20 protein-coding genes are annotated in these 22,019 nt (G+C 60.4%); 4 read left to right on the top strand and 16 right to left on the bottom strand.

Translation table 11 applies throughout. The features are described 5' to 3' along the window. Positions 1-53 precede the first annotated feature (53 nt). Positions 54-359: a DUF1127 domain-containing protein gene (locus tag ACIQUH_RS16190; RefSeq protein WP_400816828.1), complete on the top strand. Its 306-nt coding sequence runs from the start codon at positions 54-56 to the stop codon at positions 357-359. Between the two features lie 316 nt (positions 360-675). On the opposite strand, the gene ACIQUH_RS16185 is transcribed toward ACIQUH_RS16190, so the two are convergent. From ACIQUH_RS16185 to bcp, 14 genes are all read right to left on the bottom strand, one after another. Then, complete coding sequence (locus ACIQUH_RS16185; protein ID WP_400816826.1) at positions 676-1,080, bottom strand: hypothetical protein; 405 nt, start codon at positions 1,078-1,080, stop codon at positions 676-678. 77 nt (positions 1,081-1,157) lie between these two features. Further along, positions 1,158-1,829 (bottom strand): phosphoribosylformylglycinamidine synthase subunit PurQ, encoded by a 672-nt coding sequence (gene purQ / locus ACIQUH_RS16180; RefSeq protein ID WP_400816824.1) that lies wholly within the window; start codon positions 1,827-1,829, stop codon positions 1,158-1,160. 18 nt (positions 1,830-1,847) lie between these two features. Continuing rightward, positions 1,848-2,090, bottom strand: a complete 243-nt coding sequence (gene purS, locus ACIQUH_RS16175; protein ID WP_006314096.1) for a phosphoribosylformylglycinamidine synthase subunit PurS — start codon at positions 2,088-2,090, stop codon at positions 1,848-1,850. A 35-nt stretch (positions 2,091-2,125) separates the two neighbouring features. Continuing rightward, positions 2,126-2,890: a phosphoribosylaminoimidazolesuccinocarboxamide synthase gene (gene purC, locus ACIQUH_RS16170; protein ID WP_003495374.1), complete on the bottom strand. Its 765-nt coding sequence runs from the start codon at positions 2,888-2,890 to the stop codon at positions 2,126-2,128. Between the two features lie 203 nt (positions 2,891-3,093). Beyond that, entirely contained in the window at positions 3,094-3,657 is a 564-nt protein-coding gene (locus ACIQUH_RS16165) for an alpha/beta hydrolase (protein ID WP_400816821.1), read from the bottom strand. A gap of 68 nt (positions 3,658-3,725) precedes the next feature. Beyond that, positions 3,726-5,033: an adenylosuccinate lyase gene (gene purB / locus ACIQUH_RS16160; RefSeq protein WP_400816819.1), complete on the bottom strand. Its 1,308-nt coding sequence runs from the start codon at positions 5,031-5,033 to the stop codon at positions 3,726-3,728. 81 nt (positions 5,034-5,114) lie between these two features. Next, entirely contained in the window at positions 5,115-5,621 is a 507-nt protein-coding gene (locus tag ACIQUH_RS16155) for a hypothetical protein (RefSeq protein WP_400816817.1), read from the bottom strand. 71 nt (positions 5,622-5,692) lie between these two features. After that, the gene (rpe, locus tag ACIQUH_RS16150; protein ID WP_400816815.1) at positions 5,693-6,370 is read right to left on the bottom strand and encodes a ribulose-phosphate 3-epimerase; all 678 of its coding nucleotides are present in this window, start codon (positions 6,368-6,370) and stop codon (positions 5,693-5,695) included. A 131-nt stretch (positions 6,371-6,501) separates the two neighbouring features. Continuing rightward, positions 6,502-7,581 carry an ABC transporter substrate-binding protein gene (locus ACIQUH_RS16145; RefSeq protein ID WP_400816951.1) on the bottom strand — a complete coding sequence of 360 codons (1,080 nt, stop codon included), beginning with the start codon at positions 7,579-7,581 and terminating at the stop codon, positions 6,502-6,504. Positions 7,582-8,435: 854 nt separating this feature from the next. Further along, entirely contained in the window at positions 8,436-8,879 is a 444-nt protein-coding gene (locus ACIQUH_RS16140; RefSeq protein ID WP_400816813.1) for an NUDIX domain-containing protein, read from the bottom strand. A gap of 8 nt (positions 8,880-8,887) precedes the next feature. Further along, the gene (locus tag ACIQUH_RS16135; protein ID WP_400816811.1) at positions 8,888-10,384 is read right to left on the bottom strand and encodes a DEAD/DEAH box helicase; all 1,497 of its coding nucleotides are present in this window, start codon (positions 10,382-10,384) and stop codon (positions 8,888-8,890) included. A 219-nt stretch (positions 10,385-10,603) separates the two neighbouring features. After that, positions 10,604-11,902, bottom strand: a complete 1,299-nt coding sequence (locus ACIQUH_RS16130) for a M23 family metallopeptidase (RefSeq protein ID WP_400816809.1) — start codon at positions 11,900-11,902, stop codon at positions 10,604-10,606. Positions 11,903-11,994: 92 nt separating this feature from the next. Beyond that, a complete protein-coding gene (locus ACIQUH_RS16125) occupies positions 11,995-12,819 on the bottom strand; it encodes a ferritin-like domain-containing protein (protein ID WP_400816807.1) in 825 nt (274 codons plus the stop codon). A 14-nt stretch (positions 12,820-12,833) separates the two neighbouring features. Then, positions 12,834-13,301, bottom strand: a complete 468-nt coding sequence (gene bcp, locus ACIQUH_RS16120; protein WP_400816805.1) for a thioredoxin-dependent thiol peroxidase — start codon at positions 13,299-13,301, stop codon at positions 12,834-12,836. A 235-nt stretch (positions 13,302-13,536) separates the two neighbouring features. Between bcp and ACIQUH_RS16115 the strand changes: the two genes are divergently transcribed. Then, on the top strand, positions 13,537-16,920 hold the full coding sequence (locus tag ACIQUH_RS16115; RefSeq protein ID WP_400816803.1) for a DUF3971 domain-containing protein: 3,384 nt from the start codon (positions 13,537-13,539) through the stop codon (positions 16,918-16,920). Positions 16,921-17,152: 232 nt separating this feature from the next. On the opposite strand, the gene tyrS is transcribed toward ACIQUH_RS16115, so the two are convergent. Then, complete coding sequence (gene tyrS, locus ACIQUH_RS16110) at positions 17,153-18,406, bottom strand: tyrosine--tRNA ligase (protein ID WP_400816801.1); 1,254 nt, start codon at positions 18,404-18,406, stop codon at positions 17,153-17,155. A 148-nt stretch (positions 18,407-18,554) separates the two neighbouring features. Between tyrS and ACIQUH_RS16105 the strand changes: the two genes are divergently transcribed. Further along, positions 18,555-19,676 (top strand): anhydro-N-acetylmuramic acid kinase, encoded by a 1,122-nt coding sequence (locus ACIQUH_RS16105; RefSeq protein ID WP_400816799.1) that lies wholly within the window; start codon positions 18,555-18,557, stop codon positions 19,674-19,676. Between the two features lie 241 nt (positions 19,677-19,917). On the opposite strand, the gene ACIQUH_RS16100 is transcribed toward ACIQUH_RS16105, so the two are convergent. Then, positions 19,918-20,595 carry an alpha/beta hydrolase gene (locus ACIQUH_RS16100; protein ID WP_003495402.1) on the bottom strand — a complete coding sequence of 226 codons (678 nt, stop codon included), beginning with the start codon at positions 20,593-20,595 and terminating at the stop codon, positions 19,918-19,920. A gap of 211 nt (positions 20,596-20,806) precedes the next feature. On the opposite strand from ACIQUH_RS16100, the gene ACIQUH_RS16095 reads away from it, so the two are divergent. Further along, a complete protein-coding gene (locus ACIQUH_RS16095) occupies positions 20,807-21,976 on the top strand; it encodes a cysteine desulfurase family protein (RefSeq protein ID WP_400816796.1) in 1,170 nt (389 codons plus the stop codon). Positions 21,977-22,019: the final 43 nt, after the last annotated feature.

Here is a 22,019-nt window from a genome sequence, read left to right as displayed (position 1 = left end):
TATTTATTGTCTGCATTGAGTGACATCAAACACACGGAGACAATAGGTGCAATATGCGCAAGATGGATCAATACCTTTCGACAGCGGATACACTCTATCCTGATGGTTACGAACGGGAACGCGTGTTCCGCGATGCCGGCGACATGGTCGCACCGGCGCCCTTTCCGGCCAAGATCGCCCGCACGCTTATTGGTCGCATGATTGCGGGCATGGCCCATTGGCTGCAGAAACGACGCGGACGGCTCGCTTTGCGGGAGCTTTCCGATGATCTTCTGGAGGATATCGGCGTTACGCGGGATGAGGCCCTGACGGAGGCCGCAAAATCGCGGCTTCTCTCGTGGCCGCCGCGGCCGCTTTGATTTTTGTCGAAGAGCGGTGCCTTCTTTCCCCGGCACCATCAAGCCATTCGGCAGCCCGCCACGCCAATCCCAACCGGCGTCGGCGGGTTTTTTATGCGGACCGCTTGGAGGAACGTCGCCGCGTATTCCCTCATTCCTGTGCTCGTCACAGGAATCCAGCCGGCGCGCGTCCGCGCGGCGGAAAGACTCTTCCCAGCCCAAGGACTTGGGCTGGCTGAATCCCTGTGACAAGCACAGGGATGAGGAAGGACAGGGCATCATCAAGGCCGGGATCTAACCCATGACCCCGCCGCGAGCCCGTTTGCATGTTCGTTAATCAGCAGCCCTTGCCGCCATTCGCCCAGCGCTTGACGTCGGTGGCGATGCGACCGGAGATGGCGTCGCTCATCACGGGTCCGAAAGCATCGAGCTTTGCCGGATTGCCTTCAGCCTGGATCACCAGCATGGGGCGCGATTCCGGGCTGTTGCGCGGCACGAGGAGGATGCGCGGGCGGCCGGAGAAAGAGTTGAGTTCCGGGGCCAGACGATAGGCCTTGAACGCCGCATCGCCCGATTTGAACCAGCAGGCATTGGCGCCAAGCGCGATCCGTTCCATCGTCGGCAAGGCCGCGCGGGAGACGGACGCGGCCGGCTGCGGTTTCGGCTGGCAGGCGGCAAGTGCGGCGGCAGCGAGGATCAGTCCGGTGGCTTTGAAGGCATCGTGTCGAAGAATGCGGGGCATCAGGTCATCCAGAAGAGAAGCCGAAACATCGCCGGAAGCCGGCATCAAAAAGGCGGGCTTGAAGCCCGCCCGGTCCATCAGGCTGCGATGACGCCGAGTGCCGAAGCAAAGAGGCCGCGGCCGTCATTGCCGCCATGGGCGGCTTCGATGAGGTTTTCGGGATGCGGCATCATGCCGAGGACATTGCCCTTGGCGTTGATGACGCCGGCAATGTCGTTCAGCGAGCCGTTGGGGTTGGTGCCTTCGGCATAACGGAACACCACCTGGCCATTGCCTTCCATCGCCTTCAGCTCTTCGGCTTCGACGAAGTAGTTGCCGTCGTGATGGGCGACGGGGCAGCGCAGAATCTGGCCCTTGTCGTAAGCGCGGGTGAATTCGGTGTCGTTATTGGCGACTTCGAGCTTCACTTCACGGCAGACGAATTTCAGCGAAGCGTTACGCATCAAAGCACCCGGCAGCATGCCGGCTTCGACCAGAATCTGGAAGCCGTTGCAGACGCCGAGAACCTTGACGCCCTTTTCAGCCTTTTCGCGGATGGCCCGCATGACCGGCATGCGGGCGGCGATGGCGCCGCAACGCAGATAGTCACCATAGGAGAAGCCGCCGGGAATGACGATCAGGTCGACATCGGGAATATCCGTTTCCGTCTGCCAGATGGTGACGGGCGCCTGACCGGAGATTTTCGTCAGAGCCGCGATCATGTCGCGGTCGCGGTTGAGGCCGGGAAGTTGGACGACAGCGGATTTCATGGCGGCGGCTCCTGGAGCTTAAAGAATGCTGATGGCGTAGTTTTCGATGACCGTATTGGCCAGCAGCTTTTCGCACATTGCCTTCAGGTCGGTCTCGGCCTTGGCCTTGTCGGCGCCTTCCAGCTCCAGATCGAAGACCTTGCCCTGGCGGACGTGGCCGACGCCATCAAAACCGAGGCTGCCGAGTGCGCCTTCGATTGCCTTGCCCTGCGGATCGAGAACGCCATTCTTCAGCGTAACAGTCACCCGTGCCTTGATCACCTGATCTTCTCCTGATTTACCCTACGAGGCCAATATTACTTTACGAGTACCGGACCGGTGCCGCGGATCGGTTCGTTTTCATTGATGATGCCGAGACGGCGCGCCACTTCGGAATAGGCTTCCAGAAGCCCGCCCATGTCGCGGCGGAACAGGTCCTTGTCCATCTTTTTCTGGGTCTCGATGTCCCACAGACGGCAGCTGTCGGGCGAAATCTCGTCGGCGAGGATGATGCGCATCATGTCGCCTTCGAACAGGCGGCCACATTCGATCTTGAAATCGACGAGCTGGATGCCGACGCCGAGGAAGAGGCCGGACAGGAAGTCGTTGACGCGGATGGCGAGCGCCATGATGTCGTCAAGCTCGGCGGGGTTGGCCCAGCCGAAAGCCGTGATGTGCTCTTCGGAGACCATCGGGTCTTCCAGCTCATCCGACTTGTAATAGAACTCGATGATCGAGCGCGGCAGCACCACGCCTTCCTCGATGCCGAGGCGCTTGGAGAGCGAGCCGGCGGCGACATTGCGCACGACGATCTCGAGCGGGATCATCTCCACTTCCTTGATCAGCTGCTCGCGCATGTTCAGGCGGCGGATGAAGTGGGTGGGAATGCCGATCTTGTTCAGATGCGTGAAGACATATTCGCAGATGCGATTGTTCAGCACACCCTTGCCGTCGATGACTTCGTGCTTCTTCTTGTTGAAGGCGGTCGCATCGTCCTTGAAGAACTGGATAAGCGTGCCTGGCTCCGGACCTTCGTAGAGGATCTTGGCCTTGCCTTCGTAAATACGGCGGCGACGGTTCATAATGGCAGGTCTCTTGGTTGACGCCGATTCTGGTGGCGTTGCGTTTGGTCTTTGAAGCGGTCCCATAAAGGAAAAGAGTGCATTCTACAATGCGGCTGGCATATTTCCCTTCAATTCTTGTGACAGGCCGGGGAAACCGCTTCGTCTTGAAAATCGGCCTGCGGGGCCGATCGAGGGGGAGGCGGCCCACATGGCCGCCACCGTCATGGCTCGACTGCCTTCAGCCGGCTCAGGAACTGGGCGAACACCATGCCGCCTTCGGGCCACGGGCCGTGGCCGGACTCAGCGTTGATGTGGCCGGACATGCCGGCATCGACCAGCAGCGATCCCCAGGCAGCGGCAATGTCATCGGCATGTTCATAGGAGCCGAAGGGATCGTTCCTGCTGGCGATGGTGATTGCCGGAAACGGCAGCGGATCGCGCGGATAGGGTCCGAAGGTCATCAGGTGCTTCGGCCGGATATCGGGATTGGCGACATCGGGTGGGGCGACAAAAAGTGCGCCGGAGACTTTCTTGCCGATTTCCGGCAGGGCGTGGATGACGGTCGGCACGCCAAGCGAATGGGCGACGATGACGATGGGCTTTGTGGATGCGTTGACCTCTTCCACCAGCCGGGCGATCCAATCCTCCTTCACCGGCTTCGACCATTCGGCCTGCTCGACACGGCGGGCGGTGGAAAGCTTGCGCTCCCAGCGGCTCTGCCAGTGGTCGGGGCCGGAATTGGTGTAACCGGGGACGATCAGGATATCTGCTTCTGAAACTTTCATGCGCCCATATCTGTGTTGTGATGCCGCCGCGATCAAGGCCGCGGCGGCATTAACTTCAGGGAGTTCTCTCAGGCCTTGCCGAAGACACGGTTGAAGATCGTGTCGACATGCTTGGTGTGGTAACCGAGATCGAACTTCTCGCGGATCGCCTCTTCAGGAAGTGCGGCGCGCACTTCCTCGTCGCCCAGCAGTTCCTCCAGGAAATCAGCACCCTGTTCCCAGACCTTCATGGCGTTGCGCTGTACCAGGCGGTAGGCGTCTTCACGCGAAACGCCGGCTTGCGTCAGCGCCAGGAGAACGCGCTGCGAATGCACGAGGCCGCGGAACTTGTTCATGTTCTTCAGCATGTTGTCCGGGTAGATCACCAGCTTCTCGATGACGCCGGCCAGGCGGTTCAGCGCGAAATCGAGCGTGACTGTCGTGTCGGGGCCGATGGCGCGCTCCACGGAGGAGTGGCTGATGTCGCGCTCGTGCCAGAGGGCAACGTTTTCCATGGCCGGAACGACGGACATGCGGACCAGACGGGCAAGGCCGGTCAGATTTTCGGTCAGAACCGGATTGCGCTTGTGCGGCATGGCGGACGAGCCCTTCTGGCCGGGAGAGAAGAACTCTTCCGCTTCCAGAACTTCGGTGCGCTGCATGTGACGGATTTCGATGGCGACGTTTTCGATCGACGAGGCGATGACGCCGAGGGTCGCGAAGAACATGGCGTGGCGGTCACGCGGGATGACCTGCGTGGAAACCGGCTCGGGGATGAGGCCGAGCTTGGCGCAGACATGTTCCTCGACGCGCGGATCGATATTGGCGAAGGTGCCGACGGCGCCGGAGATTGCGCCGGTGGCGATTTCCGCGCGGGCATGAACGAGGCGTTCGCGGTTGCGGTGCATCTCGGCGTAGAAGCGCGCAAAGGTCAGGCCCATGGTGGTCGGCTCGGCATGGATGCCGTGGCTGCGACCGATGCGGACCGTGTTCTTGTGTTCGAAAGCGCGGGTCTTCAGCGCGGCCAGCACGCGGTCCATATCGGCGAGCAGCAGATCGGCGGCGCGGACGAGCTGGATGTTGAGCGTGGTGTCCAGCACGTCGGAAGAGGTCATGCCCTGGTGCACGAAGCGGCTGTCGGGGCCGACAAATTCCGCAAGATGGGTGAGAAAGGCGATGACGTCGTGCTTGGTCACGGCCTCGATCTCATCGATGCGGGCGACGTCGAAAGTGGCGCTGCCACCCTTTTCCCAGATGGTCTGGGCGGCGGATTTGGGGATGACGCCGAGTTCGGCCAGCGCGTCACAGGCATGGGCCTCGATCTCGAACCAGATGCGGAACTTTGTTTCCGGCGACCAGATGGCGACCATTTCCGGCCGGGAGTAACGAGGGATCATGGCAATGACTTTCTTAGTGGAGGAATTTTGCTGCCCGTTTAGCAAAGTGTTCCGGTAATCTCAATCTATCAAGCTGCATGGCTATGTCGCTTGCTGCGCACGCCAGCAGAGGAACGCGCCGGCGGCCAGGAGCGGAAGAGCCGCAAAGGGAAAATACAGTCCTAGACCGAGAATGGTGAATTGATAGACCGCGCCGAGCGAGGTGAAGAGCTGCTGGAAAAACCAGATGCGGGAAAAGGCCGGTGCGTGCCATTGCGCATAAAAGATGCGGTACTGGAACGCGAAAAATGCTGCCGCAACGGCCAGCGTGAAAAAGGCGATGGCGAGACAGGCCGCCGCGAAACGCAGCGGCAGGGCAGTGGAGGCGGGAAGGAAGCGCAAGGCCGTGACGGCCAGCAGCCAGCCTAAAAGGCCGCCGCAGAAGAAAAGCGTGATGATATCGGCCGCATGGTCGGTTTCCAGCCGGTTTCGGACATAAAGGCCGATGGCGGCGGCAGCGGCGGAGCAGAGGGCCCAGACAAGGGCGCCGAGAGCCAGGAACAGCGCTGCCGAAGCCGTCTCACGGAAATCTCGCCTGTCGCTTTCCATGACTATCCCCCAACCGTCTGCCCCAACGCCCGCTATGCCGCCCCCGGCCTTCCGCATTCAGCGGTGGCGGGTTATGTCCGCCCGGCTTCCGCCGCCGTGCGCAACTGTGCGACGGTCTTGCGGTAGTCGGCAACGCCGTCGCCCTTGAAGACGGCCGAGCCTGCCACCAGCGCATTGGCGCCGGCGGCAATGATTGCGCCTGCGGTTTCCGCCGTCACACCGCCATCCACTTCCAGATCGATCGGCCGGTCGCCGATCATCGCCTTTGCCGCCCGGATCTTGTCGAGCATGGCGGGAATGAATTTCTGTCCGCCGAAACCGGGATTGACGCTCATGATGAGGACGAGATCGACATCATCAAGCACATTCTCGATGACGGAAAGCGGTGTGGCGGGGTTGAGCGTCACGCCAGCCTTCCTGCCAAGCCCGCGGATTGTCTGCAGCGAGCGGTGCAGGTGAGGTCCCGCTTCCGCATGCACGGTGATGCTGTCGCAGCCGGCCTTGGCGAAGGCTTCGAGATAGGGATCGACGGGCGCTATCATCAGGTGGCAATCGAAGAAGGCCATGCTGTGGGGCCGCAGCGCCTTGATGACATCAGGCCCGAAGGAGATGTTAGGGACGAAGTGGCCATCCATGACATCGAGATGGATCCAGTCTGCACCGGCTTCCGTGACATCGGCGACTTCCTGTCCCAGCTTGGCGAAATTGGCAGCCAGAATGGACGGGGCTATGCGGATGGGCAGGGACATGGGCAAACTCCTCTCGACGCGTTGCGTAAGCTGCCTTTAACATCAAGTATCGGGGTTTGAAACGGCTGGCCTGAGGGTTGCCCGCGGTTTTCAGCCGCGTTTCACCGAATTTTCGGCGGCGCGGGTTTCGCCTATTGTCTTTCCGCCTTGTCCACCGGCTCGAAGCGCTGGCCGTTCCAGCGCTGCAGGCGATAGGGATTGTCGGAAAGGTCGTGTGAGGGTGTGAAGCCGAGGTCGCCGATGACGGTTTTGAAGACGGTGCCGCCAGCCAGTATTTCCGGCGCGGGTTTCGATTGCGCCTGTACCGCCTCCGCGAGGGCGGCAGTCAGTTCCGTCGCCGCATAGGCCGGCAGGACGTAACCCTCGGGTTCGATGCCGGCGCCGCGCAACTCTCCGGTGGCGGCCTGGGCCGAGGGCAGGGTATCATAGGCCGGGCGCGTCACGGCCAGCACATTGGCGATGAGGGGAACCGGGTTGTTCGCCGCATTCATGGCGTCGCCGCCCATGATGGTCAAAGCAAGGTTTTCGGATGCGGCGTCTCTCGCGATGATGGCGACGTCGTTGCGCTCCGCACCCACGAAGACGTGGGAAATGCCGGTTCGCGCCAGCCGGCGCACCAGCGCCACCTGCTGTTCCTGATTGGGGCGCATCGTATCGGCAAATGTCGGCTTGAGGCCGTTTTCCTCCAGCGACGCGCGGATGCGGTCGACGAGCTCGCGGCTATAGATCGTACCGTCGTCCACAAGCCCGATGGAATGTCCCTTCCAGTCGCGCAGGATGATTTCGGCGATCCTGTCCGATTCGGCCCTGTCGGAAGGGGCGAGGCGGAAAAGCGGCCAGCCGTATTTCAGGGAGTCTTCCATGAGGATAGGCGCGCGGCTGGAAAGCGTGATCGCGGGAATGGCGGCCGCCTTTAATGGCGACAGGACGCCCTGAAGCGTTTCCGTGCATAAAAAACCGATCGCGGCGCTGACCTTGGCGGCCACCAGGCCATCGGCGATCGCACCACCGCTGCCGTCTTCGCAGCTCTCGTGGATTTCGACGACATCGAGCCCTAGCTTGGCCGCCGCCGCCTTGGCACCCTGCCGCACCTGCTGCCCCAGAAGCTCGTAAGGACCATTCTGTGGGGCAACGATGCCAATCGACGCTGCGCTTGCTGAGCCCGCAAAGGCAAAACCGGCGATGATCGTTAGCAGGCGAAGTGAAAGCATGACGTGATCGAAATCCTGTTGTCCCGGCTTGATGTTTATCGGCAACAACCGGTTTTCCAAAGGAAAAATCAACGATGCTCCATCTTAATCGCATATCGCCATCTGCGGGGCGGCGCTTTTGGTCTGAAATCGTCCAGTTCGCGATTGCTGGCCAGCGCCGCAGCTTGTAGTTGCTGCCGTTCAATATAATTGCGCACTCTTGTTTTTACGGAGAGCCGGTCTTTTCGGGTGAGCGACTCGTTCTCGCGTCGGGCGGGTGGAGAAGTATTTCACCTTTCCATCGTCGGACGCGTTACTTCATAAATCTATTACATGTGGTGCGTATAAGCACAGTTTAGAAAAAATCGGTCGACGCTTCTGCTTTTTAAAGTGCAGCACAAAAAGATGCACATTTTATTTCCATATATTTAATTTATTGATATATAAGGAAAATATATAAACCTTCCCGTTGCTCACCTCTTTTCCGCCATGTTTTTTTCGCATTTGCGAGAAGATTTGCTTGACGGAAAGTAAATGATTAGCTTAGATGTAATTGTTTCAGGGGACGACTGAAATTGGCCATATCAGGCCTCGGAAAGTGTTCCGACTATAAGCACTGCCAGACGATATTACATTCTATATTCTATTTTTTTCATTACGTACAAACCGCTTCGGGAAACTGGAGCGGTTTTTTACATGGTGCTAATTTAAGCAATTTAAAATTGAATTCGAAACGTCTGACGCAAAGACGTTCTTTCATTCTTGGTTTTATAGAAAACATATAGCGCGGAGAGGGCGAGGCAAGCTCCGGCAAAATCCCTTCACTCTCCGAAAATCCCCGTCGACCGCCATGGCTTATCCACGGACGGGTTCGCTCAGTTTTCCGCGCGGCCTTGATTGAGCGCGGCCAGGGCGTCTTTTGCAAAAGCGGAAACAGGCTCGGGAAGCTTATCCGGATCGAACCAGCCAATGGCGGAAAGCTTATCCGGTTCGGTCAGTACCGGTTCACCCTGCGTGTCGCGGGTGACGAAGATCAGCGAAACCCAGTGGTGACGGTCTTCCGTATCGATGAATTCGCTGTGGCAGAGAAATTCTACGGCGTCGATCTGAAGACCGGTTTCCTCTTCGGCCTCCCGCCGCGCTGCGGCGAGACAGGTCTCGAGGTGATCCACCTTGCCGCCCGGAATGCTCCAGTATCCGGCTTCCGGCGCTTTCATGCGGCGGCATAAAAGCAGGCGGCCTTCGCGCAATATGACAAGACCCACGCCGACACCCGGAAAATCGAGGCCGGGCTTGATGGTCGATGTCATGCTGTCCATCGCGCTGGTCAGGCCTTGGCGTTGGCCACGATCAGCATGAAGGCGGGAATGTCGTCGCCGAAACCAACCGGTGTCGGGCCATCGTCGTGGTCGCGATAGTGACGGCGGCGGTCGCGGTTGTCGTCATTGGCGTGCAGCGGGTTGCGGCTGTTGCGCTCGGAATTGCGCGGGGTCTTTTCCGGTTTGCGTTCTGCTTTCACCTTGTCGTCTCCATGAGCCGCGATATCAGTGTCCGCAGCCGATTGTGCACCCTGATTGATGTTTTCGACCGGCGCTGCGTCGCGGCGGTTGCGGTCGCGGCCCCTGCCGCCCCGTTCCTTGCCGCGGCGGCCGGAATTGCTTTCAAAGCTTTCCATGGGCGCGGGCAGGGTGGAGAGATCACCGTTCAGCCACTCGATCTTTTCGCCGATCAGCTTTTCGATCGCGTCGAGATATTTGGTGTCGCTTCTGGTGACGATGGTGAAAGCCTTGCCCGAGCGGCCGGCACGGCCGGTGCGGCCGATGCGGTGGACATAGTCTTCCGAGTGAATGGGAATATCGAAGTTGAAGACGTGGCTGACATCCGGAATATCAAGGCCGCGTGCGGCAACGTCGGAGGCGACGAGCAGCTTCAGATTGCCGTCCTTGAAGTTCTGCAGCATCGTGGTGCGCGAACGCTGGTCCATGTCGCCATGTAGCGCGCCGACGGAGAAGCCGTGACGGTCGAGCGAGCGGAACAGATCAGCCACATCCTTCTTGCGGTTGCAGAAGATGATGGCGTTCTTCAGTTCGGCTTCTTCGGCGCGGACGAGATCGCGCAGTACGGCACGCTTCTCATAATCCTTGGCGTGCGCGGCGACGATGCGCTGGGCAACGGTCTTGGCCGTGGAGGAGGGCTTGGCGACCTCGACACGGACGGGGTTCTGCAGGAAGCGGTCGGCCAGCTTCTGGATTTCCGGCGGCATGGTGGCCGAGAAGAACAGCGTCTGGCGGGTAAAGGGGATCATCTTGGCGATGCGCTCGATATCGGGAATGAAGCCCATATCCAGCATGCGGTCGGCTTCGTCGATGACGAGGATTTCCACGCCGGTCATCAAAAGCTTGCCGCGCTCGCAATGGTCGAGAAGACGGCCGGGGGTGCAGATGAGAACATCGGCGCCGCGCTCAAGCTTGCGGTCCTGGTCTTCGAAGGACACGCCGCCGATGAGGAGGGCGACGTTCAGCTTGTGATTCTTGCCGTATTTCTCGAAATTCTCCGCCACCTGCGCTGCAAGTTCGCGGGTCGGCTCGAGGATCAGGGTGCGCGGCATTCTGGCGCGCGCACGGCCCTTCTCGAGCAGGGTGAGCATCGGCAGAACGAAGGAGGCGGTTTTGCCCGTGCCGGTCTGTGCGATACCGCAGATATCACGCTTTTCCAGCGCCGGCGGAATGGCGCCAGCCTGAATGGGTGTCGGCGTCGTGTAGCCGGCATCTGCAATAGCGGAAAGAACTTTTTGGCTCAGGCCAAGATCAGAGAATGTTGTCAAAGGAAGAACTTTTTCCGTTCTGGTTCGGTAAGAACACCTGCGTGCCGCAACGGCACTTGCAAAGACTTGGCGCGGGGATAGGCCCAAATTGCCGGAAAGTCAAGGAAACAACGGGAAAAGCGCGCGAAACAGCGGGCTTCGGGCGGGGCTTCTGGGCCTTTGGTGCAGATTTCAGCGATTTATCGTAAAAAGCGCAAAAAAAGCCTTAAAATCGGGCTGCTATTTTAAATAGGTTTTGAGTTCCGTTCCGGCGATCAGGAACCGCATGGGATCAACAGGCGTGTCGTTGCGGCGCACTTCGTAATGCACATGCGGACCGGTGGAGCGGCCGGTGCTGCCGGCGCGGCCGATGACATCGCCGGCTTCGACCTTGTCGCCGGCTCTCACCAGAATGGCGGAGAGATGGCCGAATCGCGTCGAGACACCCTGGCCGTGATCGATCTCGACCATATTGCCGTAGCCGCCGGAGTTTTCCGCAATGGTCACCTTGCCCGCGCCGGTGGATTTGACGTCAGCACCGGTTTCGGCGCGAAAATCGATGCCGGTATGCAGGGCCGGGCGGCCGAGAAACGGGTCCATCCGGTTGCCGAATCGGCTGGTGATCGCCCGGCCGGGAGCCGGGTTGCCGAAGGGAAGGGTGGTCGCGGTTTCCTTGACGATGTCGAGCCGGTTCAGCGCATTGTCGAGATTGGTGAGCGACAGGTTGAAAGGATCGGTTTCACCGCGCTCGGGATCGGCATAGGGGCCGCCTATGTCGTCGTTGCCGTTCTCTTCGATTTTAAGGCCCGCCTGCCGGATGATGTCCTGCATCGCATTCGCCTTGTCCTCCGCGTCGCTGGTCAGTCGGGCGATGCGCGATATCTGCTGGCGTTCGATATCCTTCAGCGACAGTGTCACCTTGGAAAACACCCGGTCGGCCCGGTCGGACGGCGTTTCGCCCGCTTCGGGGACGTATGCGGCGCGTCTGTCCGATGTGGCGGGTTTTTCCGCCTGCGCCTTGCGCGGCGCCATCAGCTTTTCAATGGCCGAAAGGCCGCTGGAGAGATCGGCGCGTTTTTCCGGCGCCATGGCGTTCGAAAGGGACGAGGGCGCGGCCGGGGAGGCGGCGATGCCGGAATTTTCGGCGCGTTCCAGCAATTCACTCATGCGGCCGTGCCGGGAGGTCAGCGCCGCCTGCTGTTCCAGCAGCTTTTCCACTTTCTTTTCAACGATTTGCTGATCGAGCAACTGCCGGGAGGTGACGCGGTCCACCTGGGCTCTGAGCGCTGCAATGCGGTCTTCATAGTCGTTCTGCATGCGGGTCTGGCGCGCCATGGTTGCGCCGATCAGGTCGTCACGCAAAATGAGATAGCCTGTTGCGCCGAGATAACCGAGCGAAAAAAGGCCGATCGTGCAGCCGGCAAGCGCCGCCATCCATGGCCGGATGGTCATGTGCCGCACGCTTTCGCCGCGCGCGAGAATGAGCACGTGCGGCTCACGCTTTTTGCCGAATACCCGGTTTTCCGCCGTATCAGTCACAATCTCTCTCCGGACTGGCCGATTTCTTAAGGGAAATCATAATTCGTTAAGGTTAACGAAGTTTTGCCGGAGAGGCGTTTCGGCGTTGTCGGCTATTGGCTGACGGATGTGAGCGAGCGGTAAAAGGAAGGCGTCAGGCCAGCTTCGGCCCTGGCAAGGTCGTTGAAGGGCGGTTTCAGCGGGCCGCGGAAATTGGCGCGCACCAGCTGCCTGAAGGTTGCGGCCGGGTCCTTCTTTTCACGGGCGCACAGGAACCGGAACCATTTCGCGCCGATGGCGACGTGGCCCTTTTCGTCATTATAGATGACGTCGAGAACGGCGGCGCTTTCGAGATCGCCGGTCTCGCGCATCTTCGCCTGCAGGGAAGGGGTGACGTCCAGCCCACGCGCTTCCAGGATGAGCGGGACGACGGCGAGCCGTGCGGTGAGATCGTTGCGGGTGGCATGGGCGGCCTGCCAGAGCCCGTCATGGGCCGGCAGATCGCCATAGTCTGCGCCGAGGCTCCTGAGCCTGTCCCGCACCAGCCGGAAATGTTTCGCCTCCTCGAAGGCCACCTGCATCCAGCCATTGAAAAAGGAATGCGGCACCGGCTCGCTGGCATAACGGGCGACGATATCGAGCGCGAGATCGACGGCGTTGAGTTCGATATGGGCTATGGCATGCAGCAGCGCGATGCGGCCCCTGACGCTGTGAAGGGAGCGGCGTTCCACGGCGGTCGGCGGAACGAGTTCCGGCCTCTCGGGCCTGCCCGGCCGCTCAGGCAGCGGCGGGTCGAGCGGGGAACGCAGCGACAGGCGGCGTTCGAACCAGCGTGTCGCCGTTTCCTGCGCGAGCGCGGTCTTTCTGTCGAGATCGGCGCTCACGATCGCATCCGTCGCGCCGCCTCGGAGCGAAATGATTTTGAACGGGGGCGTCACGACGGGTTGGTCCCTCAGAGCTTCTTCACAGCCTCGAGAACGGCCTGTGCGTGGCCCGCGACCTTCACCTTGTTCCAGATTTCCGCGATTTTTCCATCCGGGGCCACGAGGAAAGTGGTGCGTTCGACGCCCATGTATTTTTTGCCATACATGCTTTTTTCCTTCCAGACGCCATAGGCTTCCAGAACCTTCCTCTCCTCGTCGGACGCGAGCATGACGGAAAGGGAATGTTTTGCCGCAAACTTGTCGTGGCTTTTGACGCTGTCGGGCGAAATGCCGATGACGACGGCATTGGCTGCCTCGAACTCGCCGCCCAGGGCGCTGAAGTCGATGGCTTCTGCGGTGCAGCCGGAAGTATCGTCCTTCGGGTAGAAATAGAGGATGACCGCCTTGCCTTGCAGTTTGGACAATGTCACCGTCCCTTCACCGTTACGGGGCAAAGTAAAATCGGGAGCGGCACCGCCAATCGTCAAGTCTGTCATAATCTACCTTTCTTTCGCCGGGATGTTGAGGGAAAGTCGCCACATTCGATATATAGCGAAACCGCGCGTCGTCCAGATCACGATTGAGAATTAAGATCATTTCGACCTTCATTCTCAATCGTGATCTGGATTAAAGAATTAAAGCGGGATTCCAGACGAAAACCGCTTACACTTTTCGCCATCCCGCTCCGGTGTTGCGGCGAAACAGAAGCTATTCAAGGGCAAACACGGGCGTATGGCTGAAGTCAGGGGTGAAAAGGTCAAGTTCAGCAGGCGCGATATCATTGCGCTGCATGATCTTCCTTCGGCACAGGCCGAAGATCCCATCATCGTGCATTGCCCGGCGCCACGCTCCATGGCGCGTGCCTTCATCAAGATTTTCTCAGCACTTTTCGTGCTGGCCTTCCTCTCCATCGGCGGCATCATTCTTTCCGTCGAGACGGGATCGATCGATGCGACGCTTTCCAGCCAGGCGCAGCAGGCGCTGGAAAGGGCGCTCGGGCCGCACTACAGCGCGCGGATCGGCTCCTCGGCGATCAGGTTTTCCACCGGGCTGCGCCTTGCGCTGGTGGCGGAGGACGTGGATATCATCGAGAAGGAATCCGGCCAGCATATGAGCCGGGCGCGGGCGATCGGCATGGCGCTCGATCCGCTTGCGCTTCTGGCCGGCCGTGTCTCGGTGGAGAGCCTCGAGGCCGACGGGATGGAGCTCGATACGGCGCTTTTGCCCAGGGGTAACGGGTTCGATCTCACCAGCATCAAGCTCGACGCCGTGCCGCAGCAATTGCAGGAGGCCTTCGGGCAACTCGACAAGCTCGCCCAGGCTTTCCTGAGCAGCGGAACCGAGGAAATCGATATTTCCAGTGTTTCGGTTCACCTGCCGCCCGGCGAGTTGGGCAAGCCGCGGACCATCGAAGTGCGCGAACTGTCGCTGACGCCGGATCAGCAGGGCGGATATTCGCTTGACGGGGAAACGCTGTTTAACGGTGAAATTGCCAGCGTGGCGCTCAAGACCTCCGGCGCGGGCGGTGTGATCAACGGCTTCGAGGCCCGCATCGACGGTTTCGATATCGGCCCGTTTCTGGAAAAATACGATCCCGACGGCAATCTCCATGAAGGCCTGAACGTCAAGACCGGTGTCAATATTGTCGCGCGGCGGGCCACGGAAGGGCAGGAGCCGCGGCTGGATGTCTCCCTCGGCATGGGCAACGGAACGCTCCGGATCGGCGGCGAAGCCCAGACCTTCACGGCGGGCACCGTCAATGCGCATTACGATTTTGCAAAAAGCACCCTTGTCATCGAGAATTCGCGGTTGGAGCTGGGGCGGACAATTATTCCGGTCGCGGGTGAAATCAGCGATACGGAAGACGGTTTCGGTCTTTCGCTGCGGATCGACAATGGCGTTGCTTCGTCCGAAGCTTCGGGCGAGGCCCCGGTTCCGTTCAGCCTGAAGGCGGACGGGCATTTTACGGCGGCGACGAAGCAGCTCGACGTTCCCTCGCTTTATGTCACAGGCCCGCTCGGAGACATGGCGGGATCGCTGAAAATTCGGTTTGGCCAGGGGTCGCCGGAAATCAGTTTCGGCGGGCAGATTCCGAAGATGGAGGCCACCGCGGTCAAGCAGCTCTGGCCGTTCTGGATGGCGCATAAGCCGCGCGACTGGGTGGTGTCCAATCTCTACGGCGGCACCGTCACCAATGGTTCAATCGCGATCTTCATCCCGCAGGGACGGATGTGCGGCCCCGGTTGCCCGCTGGTGCTCGGCGAAAGCGAAATGCAGATCCGCTTCGATATCGACGATACGCGTCTCAATACCACCGGCGACATTCCGCCGCTGCGCGATGTCGACGCCCATTTCGATCTCGTGGGCGGCAAGATGGCCGTCGATATCAAGCGGGGCACATCCTATTTCCCGTCGAACCGGTCGCTTGCGCTGGAGAACAGCCGTTTTCTCATTTCCGCTGTTTACGATAAGCCGCTGCTCGGCAATCTCGAACTGAACGTGTCGGGTACGGCCGATGCCGTGGCCGAGCTTGCGGCGCTCAAGCCCATCAATGCGCTCAAGGACACGCAGTTCAAGCCGGAGGATTTCACCGGCGATGTCAAAGCCCATGCCAACCTGACCGTTGGCCTGCTTTCCAGCCACAATCCGCCTCCGCCGGTGTGGACCGCCGATCTCGACCTCAAGAACCTGTCGCTGACCAAGCCCTTTGCCGGCCACAAGGTGACGGCGCTCGACGGTTTCATGACGCTGGACGACCGCCAGCTCAAGCTGAAGGGCAAGGGCCGCGTGGATGACGTGCCGATGGACATCGTGATGACCGAGCCGGTGCGCAAGAACAGCGATATCGCGCCGACATTGTCGCTGAAGGCAAACCTGAATGAAACGCAGGTCGCAAAGCTCGCCCCGGAACTGTCCACCGTCCTTGGCGGCACCACGGCGATTGAAATCGACGGTGCCGACCCGAAACGCCAGGATATCCGGCTCGATCTGACCAAGGCGTCGATCATTCTGCCCGGGCTCGGCTGGAGCAAGGGCATCGGCATTCCCGCCAGTGCCACCTTCACCATTGAAACGGGAGAGGGGCGCACGACGATCAGCGACTTTTCGCTCGATGGCGACGGCTTCGGCGCTGCCGGCGATATTGCCTTCAGCAAGAACGGGCTGATTTCAGCCGATCTCAGCCGCGTGCAACTGTCGCCCTCCGATAATTACGCCGTTTCGGTTGCCGCTTCGAAAAACGGCTATGTCATCAATGCATCGGGAAAATCCGCAGATGTCAGGCCTTTCCTCTCGAAGCTGCGCAGCTCTTCCAGCGGCGGCGATGGCACGTCGCGTTCGCAGCCATCCCTTGCCATCAAGACGCAATTCGACAAGGTCTACGGGTTCAACGACGAAATCCTCGCCAATGTCAGTTCCGATGTCAGCGTGCGGGACGGCAAGGTCCGCTCGATCGATTTCCGTGGCGTCACCGGCAATGGCCAGGCGGTGGTGGCGCAGACCACCAATCGCGGGTCGACGGGAACGGTGACGCTGACCAGCAGCGATGCGGGGTCGCTCGCCCGTTTCGCCAATATCTACAGCCGCATTCGCGGCGGCCTTCTCAACCTTGCGCTGACGACTTCCAATGGCAGCGACTGGAGCGGATCGCTCGACCTGCGCAATTTTGCCGTCGTCAACGAAGCCAAGCTGCAGGACATCGTCGCCACGCCGACGGGCGAGGACGGCAGGAGCCTCAACAATGCGGTGCGCCGCAATATCGATGTCAGCTCGGAGAAGTTCCAGCGCGGTTTTGCCCGGCTGGTTTACGTCAATGGTTCCGTGGCGGTGGAAAACGGCGTCGTGCGCGGCGAACAGATCGGCGCGACCTTCCAGGGGCTGCTGAAGGACCAGAGTGGCCGCATGGACATGACCGGCACCTTCATGCCCGCTTATGGCCTCAACCGGCTGTTCGGGGAACTGCCCTTCATCGGCATCTTCCTCGGCAATGGCCGCGACCGGGGGTTGCTCGGCATTACCTTCAAACTCTCCGGCCAGACGGACCAGCCGAAGCTGACGATCAATCCGCTGTCGCTGATCGCACCGGGCGTCTTCCGGCAGATTTTCGAGTTTCAGTGAATGGAGCGCCAGAAAGCCTGGCTCTAGCGGATGTTTGGCGAGAAAGGTTGCATCCTCACTCCGTCACCCCGGACCTGATCCGGGGTCTAGCGCGATCAAGTCCTTGATCGCGAAAGAGCCCTTTCACGGCGCAGACGCGCCGTGACTGGATGCCGGATCTAGTCCGGCATGACGGGAGTGGCGGATTTATCGGCGCATCGAGGAGCGCTTTCGCAGTCCTCGACAGGATGTTTTACGCCGGGCGAACCAGAACGTGCTTCTTCTTGCCGACCGATAGCTTGATGACGCCGTCGCCGGTCACTTCACCTGCACCAACCGTCTGGCGCTCATCCGAAACGCCGATATCGTTGATCTTCACCGCACCGCCCTGAACGTGGCGGCGGGCCTCGCCATTCGAGCCGGCGAGACCGGCGCGGACGATGAGCGAGAGAACGCCGAGGCCGGCTTCGAGTTCGGAGGCCGGAACCTCGATGGAGGGCAGGTTTTCGGCGAGCGCGCCTTCCTCGAAGGTCTTGCGCGCCGTTTCCGCTGCCTCTTCCGCCGCGGCGCGGCCATGCAGGATCGCCGTCACTTCCGTTGCGAGGATTTTTTTCGCCTCGTTGATTTCCGATCCGCCAAGGGCGGCGATACGGGCGATCTCATCCATCGGCAGCGTAGTGAAGAGCTTGGCGAAGCGAACGACGTCGGCATCTTCCGTATTGCGCCAGTATTGCCAGAAATCATAGACGGGCAGCAGATCCTTGTTCAACCATACCGCGCCGGAAGCCGACTTGCCCATTTTCGCACCGGAAGAGGTGGTCAGCAGCGGCGAGGTCAGCGCGTAAAGCTGCGGTGTCCCCATGCGGTGACCGAGGTCGATGCCGTTGATGATGTTGCCCCACTGGTCCGAGCCGCCCATCTGCAGGCGGCAGCCGGTGCGCTGGTTCAGCTCCACGAAGTCGTAGGCCTGCAGGATCATGTAGTTGAATTCGAGGAAGGATAGCGACTGCTCGCGATCAAGCCGCGTCTTCACGCTGTCGAAGGACAGCATGCGGTTGACCGAGAAATGGCGGCCGACATCGCGCAGGAATTCGAGGTAGTTTAGACCACGCAGCCAGTCGGCATTGTTGATCATCAGCGCCGGATTATTGGCGCGGTCATAATCGAGGTAGTTGGCGAAGACGTGCTTGAGCGAGGTGATGTTGTCCTCGATCATGTCGATCGTCATCAGCTTGCGGGCCTCTTCCTTGAAGGAGGGATCGCCCACCATGCCGGTGCCGCCGCCCATCAGCGAGATCGGCTGATGGCCGGTCTTCTGCATCCAGTGCAGCATCATGATCTGGGTGAGGTGGCCGACATGCAAACTGGAGGCCGTCGGGTCATAGCCGATATAGGCGGTCACGGTTTCCTTGGCGAACAGTTCGTCGAGACCTGCCTCATCGGAGATCTGGTGAATGAAGCCGCGCTCATCGAGCGTGCGGAGGAAATCGGACTTGAACCTGGACATAACCTTTTACTTTCTGGTTTGATCTTTGCTGTCATCGAGAACCAATGAACGTCGCGGCTTTATCATTGTTTTTTGAAATGTGCACCCGTTTCGGCCATGAATGTCTGGATTCACGTCATCATGATTCGAGAATGCAGGGGAGCGGCAGGTGGGCGAGATCAAAACGGCGATCGGGCTGATGAGCGGCACATCGATGGACGGCATCGATATCGCCCTGTTGCGCACGGATGGCGAAAGCGTGGTGCGGCACGGTCCGAGCGGTTATTTTCCCTATGATCCGGGCCTGCGCGCCGTCTGGCAGAAGGCGCTGGTCACGGCCAAATCCATCGTCGACAGGCGTGAACGCCCCGGCGATCTGGCGGAGGCCGAGCGCAAGCTGACGCTTGCCCATGCGGCGGCGGTGAAATCCTTTCTCCATCGTCACGGGCTTCAGCCCGGTGACATCGATGTGATCGGCTTTCATGGACAGACCGTGCTGCACCGGCCTGATGAGGCATTGACCGTACAGATCGGCGACGGCGCGCTGCTGGCCTCCGAAACCGGTATCGATGTGGTGTACGACATGCGGGCCAACGACATGGTGCATGGCGGGCAGGGCGCGCCGCTCATTCCCGCTTATCACATGGCGCTTTCCGCCAATCTGCCAGATGGGTTCGAAACGCCGGCCGTTTTCGTCAATATCGGCGGCATCTCCAATCTCACCTATATCGGTGAGGCTGGCCGACTTGCCGCTTTCGACAGCGGCCCCGGCAATATGCTGATCGACCAGTGGATCGAGGCGCATACCGGCAAGGCCTTCGACAAGGGCGGCAAGACGGCGGCCGGCGGCAGCGTCGTGGCCTGGCTGGTGGCGCGGTATATGGAGAGCCCGTTTTTTTCGGCCAATATCCGTCGTTCGCTCGACCGCGGCGATTTCGCGCCGCCGAAAAAGGGCAAGCTCTCGCTGGCGGATGGCGCGCGGACCTTGGCGCATCTGACGGGTGCTGCCATTCTGAAGTCGGCGAGTTATCTGCCGGAAGCGGCGAAAACCTATGTGGTTTGCGGTGGCGGGCGGCTCAATCCGGTGATCGTGGCGGAATTTGCCGAGCTTGCAGGAAAGTCGGGTGCGCGGGTGATCGCGGCGGAAGAGGCGGGGTTTGATGGCGGAGCGATGGAAGCGGAGGCCTGGGCCTATCTGGCGGTGCGCTCGCTTCAGGGGTTACCGCTGACCTATCCGGGGACGACGGGGGTGAAGGAGGCGGTGACGGGTGGGATTTTGGTGAAGGTTTAATAGAAGACGGTGGGTGTGGCTTACCCCCCTCTGCCCTGCCGGGCATCTCCCCCTCAAGGGGGGAGATCGAATCGTGGCGACCTATCGGCCATCTTGAACGTTGCAGCTGAGGCGAAGAGCAAGCCTCCTGCTAATCTCCCCCCTTGAGGGGGAGATGCCCGGCAGGGCAGAGGGGGGTAAGCCCCACCCACCGTCAATCATTGTGGCCAGATCAAACCCCGTCGCGACACTGCGTCGCCAATCACCGAATACGCTTCGCCGCCGGTTCCGGCACAAGCTCACCATTCAGGCGGCGGTCGAGATAGTCCTCGCATTCGCCCATCAGCTCATCCACCTTGCCGTTGAAGAAGTGGTTGGCGCCGGGAAGGGTGCGGTGGGTGATGAGGATGCCCTTCTGGGTCTTCAGCTTCTCGACGAGGCCGTTCACGTCCTTTTCAGGCGCGACCTTGTCGGCATCGCCGTTGATGATGAGGCCGGAGGACGGGCAGGGGGCGAGGAAGGAGAAGTCGTAGGTGTTGGGCTGCGGCGCAATCGACATGAAACCTTCAATTTCCGGACGGCGCATCAGAAGCTGCATGCCGATCCAGGCGCCAAAGGAGTAACCGGCGACCCAGCAGCTTTTCGAATCGGGATGCAGGCTCTGCACCCAGTCGAGCGCGGAGGCGGCATCGGAAAGTTCGCCGGCGCCGTGGTCGAATTCGCCCTGGCTGCGGCCAATGGAACGGAAGTTGAACCGGAGCGTCGTGAAGCCGCGCTTCTGGAAAAGATAGAAGAGCTGGTAGACGATCTGGTTGTTCATCGTCCCGCCAAACTGCGGGTGCGGATGAAGAATGATCGCGATCGGCGCGCTCTTTTCCTTGGAGGGTTGATAACGGCCTTCGAGGCGACCCGCAGGGCCGTTAAAGATGACTTCGGGCATTGGTACTCCGGTCGTGTTTTTTCATTCCCGAACCGCATTCTTCCGATGAGAAGACTTGACGAACTGTGTCATCTTTTCTAGAACGCAGTTTAGAATAATTCGAAACTTTGCGTGTGCTCAAGCACTCGGGTCGTGTCATAAGGCAAGCGCAACTGTAATTTCAAGAAAAATGCGTTTTGGCGCATATAAGATTGAGCGAAGCTTTTCCGCTATGACGGGTTTAACGCGTACATATATGGACTGGAACGCCACGGCGCCGCTTTTGCCCGCCGTGCGTGATGGTCTTGTCTCCGCGCTCGATCTTGCCGGCAACCCGTCTTCGGTTCATCGGGAAGGGCGTGCGGCCCGCGCCGCCATCGAGGCCGCCCGCCGCGAGGTTGCAGCCCTTGCCGGTGCGCAGGCCGCCCATGTCACCTTCACCAGCGGGGCGACGGAAGCTGCCAATCTGGTGCTGACACCCCAATTCAAAATGGGGCGCAGCCCGGTGCGGGTCAGCCGCCTTTACGTTTCGGCCATCGAACATCCGGCGTTCCGCGAAGGCGGCCGGTTCGGCAAGGATGACGTAACGGAAGTTCCCGTTACGTCAGCGGGTGTGCTTGACCTTGCGGCGCTCGAGGCGCTGCTGGCGTCGCATGATGCTTCCGCCGGCCTGCCGATGGTTGCCTGCATGCTGGTGAATAATGAGACGGGAATAGTTCAGCCAGTGGCGGAAGCGGCGCGGCTGGTGCATGCGGCAGGTGGTTTGATGGTTGTCGATGCCGTGCAGGCGGCAGGTCGCATTCCGCTCGATATCAATGTTCTCGATGCCGATTTCCTCGTCATCTCGTCCCACAAGCTTGGCGGCCCCAAGGGTGCAGGCGCTCTCATCTCGCGCGGCGAGGTGATGATGCCGAAGCCGCTGATCCATGGCGGCGGGCAGGAAAAGGGGCATCGCTCGGGTACGGAAAACACCCTGTCCGTGATCGGTTTCGGTGCTGCGGCTGCTATTGCGACGCGGAATGTGGACGTTGAAGCGGCGCGTCTTGCCGCCTTGCGGGCGCGGCTGGAAGATGGCATGCGGTCGGCTGCACCCGACGTGATCATTCACGGCGAGGATGTCGCCCGTGTCGGCAATACCACGTTTTTCACCCTCCCGGGCATGAAGGCTGAAACGGGACAGATCGCCTTCGATATCGAGGGTATAGCGTTGTCTGCCGGTTCGGCCTGCTCGTCCGGCAAGGTGGGGGAAAGCCATGTGCTGAGCGCGATGGGGCGTGATCCCAAGCTCGGCGCGCTCAGGATTTCGCTTGGCCATGCGACTGACGAGGCGGATATAGACAGGACGCTTGCGGCGTTCACGAAAATTGCCGGGCGGCGCAAGCTTTCCGGTCAGGCCGCTTGAAAATGCGGCAAAGAATTGCGGAATAGCAATTTTCCGCTTGCCG

The organism is Agrobacterium sp. NPDC090283 (genome assembly GCF_044769685.1).
Classification (GTDB): domain Bacteria; phylum Pseudomonadota; class Alphaproteobacteria; order Rhizobiales; family Rhizobiaceae; genus Agrobacterium.
The sequence above is the reverse complement of the archived record's forward strand: the minus strand, read 5'-3'. Positions and strand labels throughout refer to the sequence as shown.

Bases quoted from the DNA above. Each gene is read 5' to 3' on its own strand.
- ACIQUH_RS16190 (WP_400816828.1), top strand. From the start codon at position 54: ATGCGCAAGATGGATCAATACCTTTCGACAGCGGATACACTCTATCCT.
- ACIQUH_RS16185 (WP_400816826.1), bottom strand. From the start codon at position 1,080: ATGCCCCGCATTCTTCGACACGATGCCTTCAAAGCCACCGGACTGATC.
- purQ (WP_400816824.1), bottom strand. From the start codon at position 1,829: ATGAAATCCGCTGTCGTCCAACTTCCCGGCCTCAACCGCGACCGCGAC.
- purC (WP_003495374.1), bottom strand. From the start codon at position 2,890: ATGAACCGTCGCCGCCGTATTTACGAAGGCAAGGCCAAGATCCTCTAC.
- ACIQUH_RS16165 (WP_400816821.1), bottom strand. From the start codon at position 3,657: ATGAAAGTTTCAGAAGCAGATATCCTGATCGTCCCCGGTTACACCAAT.
- purB (WP_400816819.1), bottom strand. From the start codon at position 5,033: ATGATCCCTCGTTACTCCCGGCCGGAAATGGTCGCCATCTGGTCGCCG.
- ACIQUH_RS16155 (WP_400816817.1), bottom strand. From the start codon at position 5,621: ATGGAAAGCGACAGGCGAGATTTCCGTGAGACGGCTTCGGCAGCGCTG.
- rpe (WP_400816815.1), bottom strand. From the start codon at position 6,370: ATGTCCCTGCCCATCCGCATAGCCCCGTCCATTCTGGCTGCCAATTTC.
- ACIQUH_RS16145 (WP_400816951.1), bottom strand. From the start codon at position 7,581: ATGCTTTCACTTCGCCTGCTAACGATCATCGCCGGTTTTGCCTTTGCG.
- ACIQUH_RS16140 (WP_400816813.1), bottom strand. From the start codon at position 8,879: ATGGACAGCATGACATCGACCATCAAGCCCGGCCTCGATTTTCCGGGT.
- bcp (WP_400816805.1), bottom strand. From the start codon at position 13,301: ATGACAGACTTGACGATTGGCGGTGCCGCTCCCGATTTTACTTTGCCC.
- ACIQUH_RS16115 (WP_400816803.1), top strand. From the start codon at position 13,537: ATGGCTGAAGTCAGGGGTGAAAAGGTCAAGTTCAGCAGGCGCGATATC.
- tyrS (WP_400816801.1), bottom strand. From the start codon at position 18,406: ATGTCCAGGTTCAAGTCCGATTTCCTCCGCACGCTCGATGAGCGCGGC.
- ACIQUH_RS16100 (WP_003495402.1), bottom strand. From the start codon at position 20,595: ATGCCCGAAGTCATCTTTAACGGCCCTGCGGGTCGCCTCGAAGGCCGT.
- ACIQUH_RS16095 (WP_400816796.1), top strand. From the start codon at position 20,807: ATGACGGGTTTAACGCGTACATATATGGACTGGAACGCCACGGCGCCG.